Source organism: Algoriphagus zhangzhouensis (assembly GCF_900148515.1).
In the GTDB taxonomy this organism is placed as follows: domain Bacteria; phylum Bacteroidota; class Bacteroidia; order Cytophagales; family Cyclobacteriaceae; genus Algoriphagus; species Algoriphagus zhangzhouensis.
On the sequence record NZ_FRXN01000001.1, the window covers coordinates 1,178,520 to 1,192,742 of the forward strand.

The 14,223-nt window shown below is 39.4% G+C and carries 10 protein-coding genes; 7 read left to right on the forward strand and 3 right to left on the reverse strand.

Annotation, left to right across the window (positions count from 1 at the left end):
• Window positions 1-93 precede the first annotated feature (93 nt).
• Window positions 94-2,880 carry a TonB-dependent receptor gene (locus BUF13_RS04995; RefSeq protein ID WP_073570614.1) on the forward strand — a complete coding sequence of 929 codons (2,787 nt, stop codon included), beginning with the start codon at window positions 94-96 and terminating at the stop codon, window positions 2,878-2,880.
• Window positions 2,881-2,934: 54 nt separating this feature from the next.
• On the opposite strand, the gene BUF13_RS05000 is transcribed toward BUF13_RS04995, so the two are convergent.
• A complete protein-coding gene (locus BUF13_RS05000) occupies window positions 2,935-3,420 on the reverse strand; it encodes a DinB family protein (protein ID WP_073570615.1) in 486 nt (161 codons plus the stop codon).
• A 91-nt stretch (window positions 3,421-3,511) separates the two neighbouring features.
• Here BUF13_RS05000 and BUF13_RS05005 point away from each other — a divergent pair, with 91 nt between their 5' ends.
• The gene (locus BUF13_RS05005; protein ID WP_073570616.1) at window positions 3,512-4,468 is read left to right on the forward strand and encodes a helix-turn-helix transcriptional regulator; all 957 of its coding nucleotides are present in this window, start codon (window positions 3,512-3,514) and stop codon (window positions 4,466-4,468) included.
• 45 nt (window positions 4,469-4,513) lie between these two features.
• Here BUF13_RS05005 and BUF13_RS05010 read toward each other — a convergent pair whose 3' ends face one another.
• On the reverse strand, window positions 4,514-6,766 hold the full coding sequence (locus tag BUF13_RS05010) for a Tex family protein (RefSeq protein ID WP_073570617.1): 2,253 nt from the start codon (window positions 6,764-6,766) through the stop codon (window positions 4,514-4,516).
• Window positions 6,767-6,993: 227 nt separating this feature from the next.
• Here BUF13_RS05010 and BUF13_RS05015 point away from each other — a divergent pair, with 227 nt between their 5' ends.
• The 5 genes from BUF13_RS05015 to BUF13_RS05035 all read left to right on the forward strand — a co-directional run bounded on the left by BUF13_RS05015 (window position 6,994) and on the right by BUF13_RS05035 (window position 12,743).
• Window positions 6,994-7,575 (forward strand): TlpA family protein disulfide reductase, encoded by a 582-nt coding sequence (locus BUF13_RS05015; RefSeq protein WP_073570618.1) that lies wholly within the window; start codon window positions 6,994-6,996, stop codon window positions 7,573-7,575.
• A gap of 264 nt (window positions 7,576-7,839) precedes the next feature.
• Window positions 7,840-9,132, forward strand: coding sequence for a hypothetical protein (locus tag BUF13_RS20455; protein WP_134204334.1), 1,293 nt, complete (start codon window positions 7,840-7,842; stop codon window positions 9,130-9,132).
• Window positions 9,133-9,140: 8 nt separating this feature from the next.
• Window positions 9,141-10,397, forward strand: a complete 1,257-nt coding sequence (locus BUF13_RS05025; RefSeq protein WP_073570619.1) for a hypothetical protein — start codon at window positions 9,141-9,143, stop codon at window positions 10,395-10,397.
• An 11-nt stretch (window positions 10,398-10,408) separates the two neighbouring features.
• Window positions 10,409-11,830 carry a hypothetical protein gene (locus tag BUF13_RS05030; protein ID WP_073570620.1) on the forward strand — a complete coding sequence of 474 codons (1,422 nt, stop codon included), beginning with the start codon at window positions 10,409-10,411 and terminating at the stop codon, window positions 11,828-11,830.
• 7 nt (window positions 11,831-11,837) lie between these two features.
• The gene (locus BUF13_RS05035; protein ID WP_073570621.1) at window positions 11,838-12,743 is read left to right on the forward strand and encodes an amidohydrolase family protein; all 906 of its coding nucleotides are present in this window, start codon (window positions 11,838-11,840) and stop codon (window positions 12,741-12,743) included.
• Here BUF13_RS05035 and BUF13_RS05040 read toward each other — a convergent pair.
• The gene (locus BUF13_RS05040; protein ID WP_134204336.1) at window positions 12,721-14,145 is read right to left on the reverse strand and encodes a sigma 54-interacting transcriptional regulator; all 1,425 of its coding nucleotides are present in this window, start codon (window positions 14,143-14,145) and stop codon (window positions 12,721-12,723) included. The two genes, BUF13_RS05035 and BUF13_RS05040, sit on opposite strands and share 23 nt — an antisense overlap.
• Window positions 14,146-14,223 lie beyond the last annotated feature (78 nt).

Genomic DNA, 14,223 nt, shown 5'->3' on the forward strand with positions numbered 1-14,223 from the left:
AAGTTGAAACAAATCCATTATATGCCTGTTTCCTTTGTAATTGTATTCTTGGCCGCAGACTTTGTGCTGGCCATTCCCAAATAAACCAACTGTATGAAATTCTATAGTACACTTCTTTTTTTATTGATTGGCGCTCATTTTAGCTTTTCCCAAACCTATTCCGTCAAAGGCAAAATCCAGGAATCTGGCTCAAACAATACGATTCCATATGCAAATGTTCTTCTTCTCAATGTCAATGATTCTTCTCAAGTAGATGGAATGATTTCAGACCTTGAAGGAAGTTTTGAAATAAGTGGAGTAAAAGAAGGAGAGTATCTCTTCAAGATCCAGTACCTCGGATACAACAACTTCTTCAAAACTCTTCAGGTAAATCAAAACATCGATTTGGGTGTAATTAACCTAAGAGAGGAAGCTACTGCCCTCCAAGAAGTAACCGTCGCTGCAAGAAGAGCTACCAGTCAACAAAAATCTGACACAACTCAATACAATGCTGATGCCTTCAAAACCATGAGGGATGCCAGCGCCCAGACTTTAATCGAAAAACTCCCAGGAGTAAACTCAGCAGATGGTGCGATTCAAGCTCAAGGTGAAAACATTGCCCAGATTTTAGTAGATGGTAAACCTTTCTTTGGTGGAGATGTACGAACAGCCTTGCAAAATTTACCAGCTGAAGTCATTCAAAGTGTTGAGATATTTGACCAACTCAGTGAAAAAGCCAGATTGAGTGGATTTGACGATGGAGAGAGACTTAAAACCATCAATATCATCACCAAACCAAATCGAAGAAAAGGTCAATTTGGTAGAACTACAGTAGGTTATGGAACCGATGATAGATATATAGCCGGTGCATCCATTAATGCATTTGATGAGGATCAACGAATCACTTTTACAGGGCTTTCCAACAATATCAACATGACAGATTACTCAGCAGATCCAAATGCTAGAGACAATGGAAGACCACAAAGTGGAGTGATCAATACCAACTTGGCCGGATTAAATTACTCGGACCTTTGGGGTGAAAAAATCAAGGTTTCTGGAAGCTATGTTTTCAATAGAAGGGAAAACATTGGGCAGCAAAAAAGATTCCGGGAATTCATCACCAATGATGAAACTCAGCAGTTTTATGAAGAAATAAGCAATGAAACTCGGATCAATAATCAGCATCAATTTGACATGCGATTGGAGTATAATCTGGATGAGAAAAATCGGATTTTATTTATTCCCAGAGTATCAGCAAGATTTGAAACGGAAAACTCCAATTTCTCTGGAGAAACGACAGATGGCACTAACCCAATCAATACAGTAGAAAACACCCGAACTGCCAAAAACAAAGATTACGATCTTTTCAATCGATTCTTGTATAGTCACAAATTTGACAAACCGGGAAGGACTTTGACAGTAAGGGCAAGAATAGGCAATCATAAAAATGAAGACCGAGCTAAAAGATTGGCAGAAAATCAATATTTCGAACCAGAATATCGAACAGAGACTATCAATCAGCTGATCAACAGAGACAGGACTGGATTCTCTTGGCAAACCGGAGTTTCTTTTACTGAAGCTGTCAGTGAAAGAAGTCAGTTCGAGTTGGAGTATGAGATCGGAAATCGTAAAAATGATTCTGATCAATTGATCTTTGATGTGCTAGACGAAGCTCCGGGTAGTGCAAACCTTTCATTAGACACTGCGTTGAGTAACACATTTGAAAGTAAATTCTTGACTCAGCAGGTTGAATTGGGATATCAGTACTCCAAAGACAAACTAAGATTCCAAGCTGAGGGTGAATATCAAAATGCAAAGCTGGACAATCAGCAGGGATTCCCGCAATCATTTGAACTCCAGAGAACTTTCCAAAGCTTCCTTCCTACTGTCCGAGTAGATTACAAATTTTCGGACAATACAAACATTGAGTTTGATTACGATACCAGAACGCAAGAGCCTGACCTAAGACAATTGCAACCTGTGGTGGATAATTCCAATCCGCTTCAATTGTATGTCGGAAATCCGGATTTGAACCAGTCCTATTCTCACAGAATGCGAGTTCGATTCAGATCAAACAATCCTGAAACTGACAGAAACTGGTTCTTATTTGCCCAGTCTTCTCTTGTAAACAACACGATTACAAATAGCTCACTGATTGCCCAGGAGGCAACAGAAATTCAAGATGGAATCATTTTGGAATCCGGCTCCCAACTTTATAAGCCAGTCAACTTAGATGGGTATATGGATTTCAGATCTTGGTTGAGTTATGGGATACCAGCTGGCTTTATCAAATCGAATTTCAATCTCAATTTTGGAGCCTCTTTCACCAAAAGACCAACTTTGGTAAATGAACTAAACGGCTTCAACAACTCCAGAAGATTAAGCACAGGACTTTCTTTCAGCAGTAATATTTCAGATCAAATTGATTTCAATGTTTGGACTAGGCTTTCTTTCAACGATGTAGAGAATACCCTAAACACCAACTTGAACAACAAATACTTTAACCAAAGAGGCAGGGTGAATTTAAACTGGATTATTTGGGAAGGATTTGTTTACCGTTTGGATCTTTCTCATCAGGTCAATTCCGGCCTTTCAGAGGGATTTGACAACAATTTCACATTGGTGAATATGAGTTTGGGTAAAAAAGTCTTCAGCAACCAACGTGGTGAGGTAAGCTTGAATGTTTATGATTTGTTTAGACAAAACACCAGCGTTCGAAGAAATATCTCTGAGACTTTCATCGAAGATGTCCAAACCAATGTTTTGCAGAGATACTTCATGCTGACATTCTCCTATAATATCCGCCGATTCAGCAAAGGGATGGACATGAATGATTACAATGAAATGATCAATACGGGAGATGGCGGCCCAGGACAAGGCGGAAGAAGAGGGGATATTTAAAAAACAGAAAATCAAAAAGAGGCTGATTCAAAAATTTGAAACAGCCTTTTTATTTTAACGCTCCCAAAATGCCGGAGGCTCGATACCCAAAGCTCTCAAATAGACATATCCCTGTCCGCGATGGTGGATTTCATTGTCCACAAAATATAACAGAGAAGCATAGCCTTTATTCTCATACATCCCAAATGCGGATTGAGTCTCCTGAAACCTCTCCTCTGGAATCTTGCTCCAATATTCATTGATCACCTCAGTAGCCTGGTCCCAAAACTCCAATAATTTCTCTTTACTTTCCTGTGACTTGTCTCTTTCATCCAATGCTTTCCACTCATTGGTCGCCAGTCCAATGACACCCGGTCCTGCTATGGCCAAAAGTTCACCGACCATTTCTCCAAAGGTTCTCATCCCTCCTATTTTAAAAGTAAAAAGATCCTTTTCCGGAAAAGCCTCGATGACTCTTCTTGTCAAAGCTCTATGTCCTTGCCAATGTTCCAAAACTTGCTGATTGGTGATGAATGTTGCTTGATTCACTTGCGTTTCCATAATGTGTTGTTTAAATGTTATTCAAAGAAACAGCCGCATAGTGACAACAGTATGTCAGTAGGATTTTGTAATTTTTACTTTTCTTAAAAAAATGAATAGAATCGATCGGCTGACTGCCATTCTTACCCATCTCCAATCCAAAAGACTTACCAAAGCACAGGAAATCGCTGATCGATATCAGATAAGTTTAAGGACAGTTTATAGAGATATCAGGGCCTTGGAGGAGGCTGGGGTTCCCTTGATTGGTGAAGCTGGACAAGGCTATTCCTTGGTGGAAGGCTACCGATTGCCACCAGTGATGTTTACGCAAGAAGAAGCACAGGCATTTGTAGTGGCAGAAAAGATCTTGGAGAAATTCTCGGACAAAGGAAGTAGTGAGCATTTTCATTCTGCTTTGATGAAGATTAAATCAGTGCTAAAAACACAGGAAAAAGACCGTGTTAATCAGCTTTCTCCTTTGGTTGCAGTTTATACGCAGAAGAATCAATTACTTCATTCGGGAAAAGATCAGTTCCTGAGGTTGATTTTAGAGGCTTTGAGTGCAAAAAAGCTAATCAGTATCAATTACACCACCTTTGATAAAGAGGAAACGAGCGAAAGGACTTTGGAAGGGGTTGGTGTTTATTACGCCTTTGATCAATGGTACATGATAGCTTGGTGCAAAATGCGAGAAGATTATCGAACTTTTCGTCTGGACAGAATCAATTGGTTACGCATTTTGGGAGAGGATTATAATCCACAGGCACACCCTTCCTTGAAAGATTACATTGACAAAGTAAGATCTGCTGACAATCTGATTGAGGTCAAAATCGAAGTTCCTGTAAGAAAGGAAAAATACCTTCGAACCCAGAAATACAATCATGGATTTGTGATGGAAACACGTGAAAAAAACAAAGTCACGATGACTTTTATGACATCCCATATCGAAGGCTTTGTACGCTGGATCATCTGTTTAGCCGATATGGTTCAGATCATTTCCCCGCAGGAGGCAAAGGAGAGAGTATTGGAATTGATTGAGGAGATGAAAATCAATCAAAGCTCAATTTGAGATAAAAAATAGCCTCGAGGTAATTCGAGGCTATTTCTTAAATTTTTAGCTCCCAAACTTCCCTTTGAGCATGGCCAGTTTCTCAGCCATAGTCCCTTGAGGTTCTTCTCTTCTTTGGGAATTTCTGTTCGGTTTATCTGCTTTCTTTCCCCTTTCTGCAAAAGGATCTGATTTCATACTCAATCCGATTCTCTTTCTAGCCACATCCACTTCCATCACGGTTACCTGGACTTTCTGATTCACATGGACGATCTCATTCGGATCTTTTACAAATCGATCAGCCAAATGACTCAAGTGAACCAACCCATCCTGATGAACTCCCACATCTACGAAGGCTCCAAAAGCTGTAATGTTCGTAACTACACCTGGCAATTTCATTCCTGTCTTCAAATCACTGATCGCATTGACACTTTCTTCAAACTGAAATACTTCAAAAGTCTCTCTTGGATCTCTTCCAGGCTTTGCCAATTCTTCCAAAATGTCTTGAAGAGTCGGCAAACCTACTTGATCAGACACATAAGATTTCAAATTAATTTTCTGTCTCAATTCCTCAGACTGAACCAATTCTGCCACTGAAGCCCCTAAATCTTTGGCCATGGATTCCACCAATGCATATCTCTCCGGGTGGACAGCCGAAGCATCCAATGGATTCTTTGCCTGACCGATTCTCAAGAAACCGGCCGCTTGCTCATAAGCCTTCTCCCCTAATCTAGGAACCTTCAAAAGCTGACTTCTGGAAGCAAATGGCCCATTTTGATTTCTGAAGTCAATAATATTTTGAGCCAAAACAGGTCCCAATCCTGAAACGTAGGTCAATAGCTGTTTGGAAGCTGTATTTACTTCTACACCTACTCCGTTTACCGCGGACATCACCGTATCATCCAAAGCATTCTTCAGGGAGTTTTGATCCACATCATGCTGATACTGACCAACCCCGATTGACTTTGGATCGATTTTCACCAATTCCGCCAACGGATCCATCAATCTTCTACCAATCGAAACAGCACCCCTTACAGTCAAATCCAAATCTGGGAATTCCTCACGTGCCACTTCAGAGGCAGAATAGATAGAAGCCCCTGCTTCATTGACCATAGTTACAATGACAGATTTCGGAAGGCCTAGGCTCTTCACAAATGCTTCAGTTTCTCTTCCTGCTGTACCATTTCCAATCGCAATCGCCTGCACTTTGTATTTCTCAACCAAGCCCTTGATGGTCATGCCAGCCTCAGCAGATCTACGCTGCGGTTCATGAGGGAAAATAGCTTCGTATTGTAAAAATTGACCTTGAGGTCCCAAGCAAACCAGTTTACATCCTGTTCTAAAACCCGGGTCAATGGCCATGACAGACTTTTCACCCAATGGAGCTCCCAATAGCAATTGTCTCAAATTTTCAGCAAAAACACGAATCGCTTCTTCATCTGCCTTTTTCTTGGTAAGCAAGCGAACTTCCGTTTCCATACTAGGTTTCAAAAGTCGTTTGTAGGCATCTTTGATCGCCAATTTCACCTGATCTACAGATTCATTGGCCTCGTCTGCCAAGATTTCTCTTTCGATCACTCCTAAAGCAGTCAATTCCTCAGGGCAGGAATCCAGCATCAAAAACAATTCTTTCTCCCCTCTTCTCATCGCCAAAACTCGGTGAGATGGAGCCGATTTGATCGGTTCAGACCAGTCGAAATAGTCTTTATATTTGGCCGCTTCTGCCTCTTTTCCTGGAATCACTTTGGAGGTGAATGTTCCATCTTCCAAGAAAAGCTTTCTCATTTTTTCTCTCAAAGGTGCATTCTCATTGATCCATTCTGAAATGATATCTCTAGCACCTTGAAGCGCCTCCTCTACTGATTTCACTTCTTTTTCTTCGCTTACATAAGATTCTGCTTCAGAAGAGAGATTGCTGCTTTTCTGCTCAAAAATTAATTCTGCCAAAGGCTCCAAACCCTTTTCTCGAGCGATAGTCGCCTTTGTTCTTCTTTTCGGCTTGTAGGGAAGGTAGATATCCTCCAATTTGGACATAGTCTCTGCCTCTTCGACAGATTTCTTCAAAGTATCCGTCAACTTACCTTGCTCCTCGATTGATTTGAGAACCGCCTCTTTTCGTTTATCCAATTCACGAAGTTGAGTCACTCGGTCACGGATTGCCGCAACCTGAACTTCATCTAAACTTCCGGTCGCCTCTTTTCGATATCTGGAAATAAATGGAACGGTTCCTCCCTCGTCCAACAACTCTAAGGTAGCCTTAACCTGATGTGGTTTGATGGAAAGTTCGGAAGCTATTTTTATCTCGTAATTCATACTCATTGGATATTCTCGTAAATTTTGGACCTGCAAGATAAGGCAGCTTTTCGTTGAAAAAAGGACTGTTCGTGAGTCATGTCACTAACCGTCTGAAATCGTGGAAGTAATTTTACTGAAGAGAATTGGAAAATTTAAAAATTAACCAATCGGAATTAAGGTTTAAACGTTGGGTATTGGAATCTGAAATTTCAAATCTCTTCCGATAATTATCGGAATTCTAAATTAAGAGTATGAATAGAGAAACCATTTTCAAAGAATTGAAGTCCTGGGGACTGATTTTGTCTTTTTTTGCCTTCTTGTACTTTACAGGATTATTACCTGTAGTTCAGGGAGCTATTCAATCAGTTCTTTTGTCCACAGGTTTGATCAAACCAAAAATCGAAAGAGTTGATCTGACAAATAATGATTTTGATTACAGAGGCCAATTCATGGGTTTTGACGGAAATAGAATTGATTTAAAAGACTACAAAGGAAAAACCCTTTTTATCAATCTATGGGCATCATGGTGTGGTCCTTGTCGTGCGGAAATGCCCCATATTTCGGAATTATATAAGAGTCTGGAAGGTGAAGACAATATCGATTTCCTAATGATTGGATTGGATAATGACATCGAAAAAAGCAGAAAAATGCTGGATGGTAAATCTTGGACTTTCCCAACTGCCCATGCTTCTTTTGGCTTGAATGAAGACCTACAAAGTGAATCCATTCCTACTACGTTAGTGGTAAATCCAGAAGGTAAAATTGTTTTCTATCAAGAAGGAATGAGCAATTTCAACACAAAAGAATTTAGGGATTTTTTAATTGGCCTTTAAGTTATTTAGAGTATTACTTCTAGTTACAAATTAGAAAAGTGCTGCTATTCCAAGGTTTGCTCTTTCTTGAATCCTCATTCAAAAAAGTGGCAATTTTTCAGCGAAAAAAAGTTCGCTCAAGTTCCACTAATTTTTAAATAAGAAATTTTGTTCGCATAAATTATTTTACAATAATCTGATTTTCAGCTTTTTAACTTTGGCACAATGATAGAAATAAAGTTTTGGCTTGCAAGCGTTCACATTTTTAACCAAAACAAAAATATCATGCACAATATACCTAACGATCATTTTCAGCAGGAATTTAATTCTGTAGAAGATGAGTTTGAGTTTGAGTTTGATCCAGAATTTGAATTCGAACAAGAATACGATGAAGAGAATGAATTTGAGTTTGAACTTGATCAAGACTATGCTTCCGATGAGATGGAATTTGAAGTCTTTGAAATGGAGCTCGCCGAAGAATTACTTGAGTTGGAATCAGAAGCCGAATTTTTTGATTGGGCAAAAAAAGTAGCAAAACGGACTGCAGGAGTTGCCGCGGATTTACTTTCAAGTTCTGCAGGTAGGAAGGCCGTTCGATCATTGGGAAGAATTGCAAAAAGAACTCTTCCGGCTTGGGGTGGTTCTGCGGGTCGTGCTATAGGCTCAGCTATTGGCAGAAGAGTTTATGGAAAAGCTGGCGCAAGAACAGGAGCTGCGTGGGGTCGAAGAGCAGGAGCATTTTTAGGTGGAAAAGCAGGAAAGGTGATTGCTAATCGATTGCCAGGGTTTGTAAGGCTTACGGCAGACACCTTTAGAAATTTATCCAAAGAGCTAAACTCTGGAATGAGTATGGAAATCAATCCTGCAATAATCAAGGCAGCTTCCAACCATTATCCAATAATTCTAAGAGCAAGAGGGAGTTCAAGTGGAAATGAATACGAGTTTGAAGAGGAATTTGAGAATGAATTTGAAAACGAATACGAATTTGAAAATGAATTTGAATTCGAAGGCGAGGTAGACAGTGAAACAGGGTTGACTGAAGCCATGGAAATGGAACTCGCCGGAGAACTTCTAAATATCAATTCAGACCAGGAATTAGATATGTTTCTTGGCAAACTATTCAAAAAAGCAGCTAGAGGAGTGAGACGGTTTGCAAGGAGCAGTACCGGAAGAGCCCTTGGAGGAATGCTTAAAAAAGTTGCCAAGAGAGCATTACCAATTGCAGGCGGAGCCATTGGCAATTTTTTGGTTCCAGGTGTAGGCGGGATGGTAGGCCGGAAACTTGGATCCTTCGCAGGAAACCTTTTCGAACTGGAACTTGAAGGTCTCAGTCCTGAGGATCAAGAATTCGAAATGGCGAGAGCTTATGTGAGATTTGCCAGCAATGCTGCAAAAAATGCAGTCAAAATGCCTCCTAATGGAGGAAGGGCTTCGGCCAGTTCTGCTTTCAAACATGCGGCGAGAACATTTGCTCCAGGATTGCTTGGAGTGAGAGGGGGATCTTTACCTAGCAGTTCCAAAAGAAAATCAGGTAGATGGTATAGAAAAGGCGGAAACATAATTCTTCAGGGAATTTAATCGGGACCATGAATACTTCAAGCTTAGCATACGACTACCTAACTAGGGAGGCTGAGTCGCTGCAAGTAAGATTGATTCAGCACAAACCATTTATCATGACAATGCCCATGGTCAAAGGAGCAGAGGTATCGTCATCAGCCATGCAGAAAGTCAGCCACTTACTGCAATCAAGCAAAAGCAAATTATTCAAGGGAATCAATCTTTTTCTGGAAAACTTGAAAAGAGCCAAAAAGGAGAATAAGGCTCCTGAAAATCTTCAAAAAGATTTAGTGATCCTCAAGTTACGCTTCAATAGCATTTTGGATCAAATGGACATTTTTGCTGACGTTTTATCTCAGAGATCAGAACATGAGACTGGAATATGGCTAAGTGGATTGGACGCCTTATCCGAAGATGGATTGAAAGTAGGACAACCTTATTTCGATGAAACACCCGACCTAATGGTCTTTTTAGAAAGAGGCCATGGAGCTGCGATACGAAGGGCGAGAACTAGGCTACCAGGCGGAGATCAAAATCCGGTAGCAGTAATTCAAATTCCTCGGGAAAGGTTGGTAGGAAATGGCATAGCGGCATCAATCATTCATGAAGTCGGACATCAAGGTGCAGAACTATTGGGTATCACTCAATCTTTGAGAAGTGAGCTCCAGAAAATGCAAACTCTACAACCACAGAATTCTGAATATTGGAAATATTATGAAAGATGGATTTCTGAGATCCTAGCCGATTATTGGGCCATGTGTCATTTGGGAATCTCGGCAACTACCGGATTGATGGGAGTAGTTTCACTGCCCAAATACTTCCAGTTTAGATTGGATCTGGATGACCCGCACCCTGCACCGTATATGAGGGTATTTATTAGTTGCGCATTTGGGAGATGGCTATTCCCAAACCAAGCCTGGAACATACTATGGAGTTTTTGGGAGAGATTTTATCCTCTTGATGGGCTTCCTGAAAAGAAGGTTGAATTAGTTCAAAACCTTCAAGCAATGATTCCGGAATTTATAAAACTTGTTCATTTACATAAACCGAAAGCCCTAAAGGGTAAATCTCTCGGAGAATTATTTCCGATTCGAGATCGGCAGCCGGCTAAACTCAATCAAAAATTTTTGGAATGGAAATCCAATACAAAATTGATTCAAACAGCCCCGCCAACATTGGTTTTTTCTGTATTCGGACAGGCAAGGTTTTTAGGAAAAATTTCTCCAAAAGAGGAGAGCAAAATATTTACCCAACAGCTAAGGAATTGGGCTTTTAAAAGACATTAAACAAACATAAAATGACAACTCAAAAACAAAACACTCAAGACAATGAGGCAAAATGGTATCAAGATGAAGGCTTGAAAAAATTCATTCACGAAGAAGGGAAAAAATTTGTCTCCGAGAATACATTGACAATATCTAACCGTCGAACAAATCTCGAATATGAAGATCACGGTGGAGCTCTCAGTAAAGATGAAACCTTATGGAAAGTAATCAGAAGTCGGAAAATTGATTTTGCCAACTATGAAAAATTCATCACGAGTATCATGTGTCCTACTACTTCCGAAAATGTTATAAAAAAAGAAAGTAAGTCGACTGATAATTGTAAGGAAAAAGTAGTAAAGCCTATTTTATCCAATCAAATCCCCTTCCATAACTCTCAGGCATATAGTGTATTGAAAAACGCTACGGAGTTGTATGTAAAAATCATATCAGATGCAGGAAACAATCTGGATTATGAGATAAACTCAATCTCATTATCAAACTCGCCATATATTGACAGAATCAAAGAAAGTTTAAAAGATTTCTCGCTGACTCTTTGCAATGATGAATGCGGTAGATTCGAGTTCCCTGTTCTTTCTGAATTGATATGGAATTACTGGCATGAAGAAGGATACCTGGTGCAGACCATGAATGCGATATCCCACAGGTTCCAAAACATCAAGACAGATGGAAAAAATGCCTTAAATCAAATGGACATAGATCCGCTAAGACCTCTAAGTAATATTTTGTGGGGATATATTCAGGATACCCAACATCGGCTTACTATACCGAGACGTGCTTACGAATATGAGAATCACTATGGAATCAATATCATAGGCAAAGCCATATCTAATTTAAATCCAGTCAACAGTAGATCTGGCTTTATGGCCGCATTTAATAATTTATTGAATAAATGTGCTCACTTTTATAGAGAACGGGACAACATCCAAAGAATTCCTGATGGATTTCCTGTGCTAAATGCACTAAAGGAAGTACATATGATTTTGGCTGAAGGTGCCCATAATCAATTTGGTGATTTGCCTACCGTATCCAAAATAGAAATGCTCATAGAGCAATGGATTCTATCCCGTCCGGAGGTTCGCGAATTTCTGGGAGGTAAGGTAATGATCCCTTATAGCCAAGGATGGATGCCGAGAGTAGATAGTATGAAAAACCTTCAAGGCTGGGATCCAGTCAGTATCAATAATTTCCATGATTTGGCAATCTTTGGGGAGCAACTAATCCTCAGTATCCGATACGGAGACTGGTATGTTATCAACCAGGCAAACTTTGCCGCACAATGGGCAGATGAGTGGAGAAATGAAATCCAGGGATATATTCACAGGTATCAGGTAGTCACAGGAGTGGATTTAAGCGCCAATGCTCCGGATTATGCAAAGCGGGATTATCACATCAAGCCGGCCATCCTGATCAAAAGAAGACTTTCTCAACAATAGAACTCTTATGCTGATCATTGATAGTCATTGTCATGCTGGCAAAGGTGATGGGCTAACCGGACCTTGGGATACGAATGCACCACTTAAGGACTACCTTAAGTGGTGTGATCGGTCTCAAATAACCAAATCGGTTTTGTTTGCAGCTTTTCATAGCAATTACGCTATTGCAAATAGAGAGGTAGCTAAAATAGTCAACTCAAATCCCCAACGCTTCTATGGATTTGCTTTTGTCCACGCTTCACGAGATACAGGTAGAATTTTTGATTTGGTCAAAATTGCCGTAAATGAATATGGGTTCAAGGGAATCAAAGTTCACCGAGCCGACTCTCAACTTTCCAGAGAAATCTGTCAAGTAGCCAGGTATTTCAGGTTACCTATCCTTTATGACCCCATGGGTGATATTGGAGGAACAGAATGTGCCATATCTGAATATCCTGATGTAAACTTTATTATTCCGCATTTAGGAAGCTTTGCGGACGATTGGAAAGCTCAAAAAAATTGCATTGGCCTATTGGAAAGATACCCGAATGCATTTGCAGATACTTCTGGGATAAGAAGATTTGATGTCTTGCAAGAAGCAGTACAAAGAGCCGGATCCTCAAAATTCTTATTTGGAAGTGATGGACCGTGGCTCCATCCTGGCGTTGAACTTTATAAAGTAAAGGCTTTGGAAATCTCAAGAAAAGACAAAGAGTCCATTCTGTCTAAAAATTTCCTTAAACTAATTTCAAATAGTAATTCTAAAATAAAATCATGTAGCTGCCAAACTTGCAAAAACTATGTAATTAAAGGTGAATCAAAGGATGAACTCCGAATATCGAGAGATATCAATTCAGACCCAAGATATTTGAATAATGCCCCCTTTCAATCAATGTTCGATAATACAAAGTCTAATCCTTACCCTCTTCTTTAGAATCTTCTTCATTCGATTCATTTTCTTTTTGAAGAAACTTTTGAATAGCCCTAACAGTAATACCTAGAGACCTAGCTGCCAAATGCTTATTTTGATTATTAATATCCAGTGCAGCTTTGATAGCCTCCCGCATGGTTTGCCTTTTTATCTCGGTAAGATTCACTCCAGAGAGAAGGTTTTTTTTCATAATCTCATATAAGTGTCCTTCCTTTTCAAATCTTATTGTTTTTGGGATTTTTGCCCTTTCAGCTAAGGGAACCTCACCTGGAGTCACCAAATGATGATGATGATGATTTTTCGCAATTCGAAAAACCAATTGTTTTAACTCACGAATGTTTCCAGGGTAATCCCTATGCATTAAAAACTCCATGACACCTTTATCAAAATGTGGAGTTTCATCTAATGGGGCATCTAATGCCTTGGACAAAAAATATCTTGCGAGGCCCGGTATATCTTCCCTCCTTTCTCTTAAAGCTGGCACCTTAAAAGAATGATCCGAAATTCTAAAATAAAGGTCAGAACGAAAACTACCATTTTTTATCATTTGAATTAAATTACGGTTAGTCGCACTGATAAGTCTAAAATCGGAAGATTTATAAAAATTTCCTCCAACTTTTTTAAACTGCTTTTCTTGAAGTACTCTCAAAAATTCGGATTGAAGTTGAACTGGTAGTTCCCCTATTTCATCCATAAAAAGTGAACCTCCATCAGCAAGAGAAAAAGCCCCATCTCTGTGATAAGAAGCATTTGTAAAGGCTCCCTTTTCATGACCAAAAAGCTCACTACCCGATAATTCTGGAATAATTGTGGTACAATCCAATATTACCAAGTTATTTTTTGACCGGACTTTATCTATCGTATGAATGAATCTTGCCAGTAACTCTTTACCTGTGCCTGTCTCTCCATAGAGAAAAATATTTCCTTTTCCCGAAATCGAAGCAGTGATGATTTCTTTCAAAAATTCCATCCAACATGTAGAACATCCAATTAGATTACTCTTAACCAATTGACTACTTAGGATGTTTTTAATAAAGGAGTTTTGAAATTTTAAATCCTTACAATAATTGACAAACTCATTAACTTCTTTGAAGTAAATCACGTCTGAAATCCCCAACTCTAATAAAGACCATGCCTCAGGAAGAGAATTGTCAACTATCAATATGATCGACAATTCGAACTCACAACTCCGTTTATGCTCTTGCAATTCATTACTCCTTAGAAACCTTTTTAGTTTCTCAACATCAAATCCTTTTACTTTCGCAAAAACAAAAATTGTGTTAGGAACCCAGACATTGGATTCTTCAAGACAAGCTCCCCATTTCTTTATTTTGGACAAAAGCAATTCACTTTGGTCCAAACCAACCAATAAATTGCTATCAAACGGAGATTTATCAATTTTCATTTGATCAGAAAAAAATTGATGAAACAATTAAAAACTTACTTGATCAGATCAACAATTTTTCAATAAACCCTTAGCTAC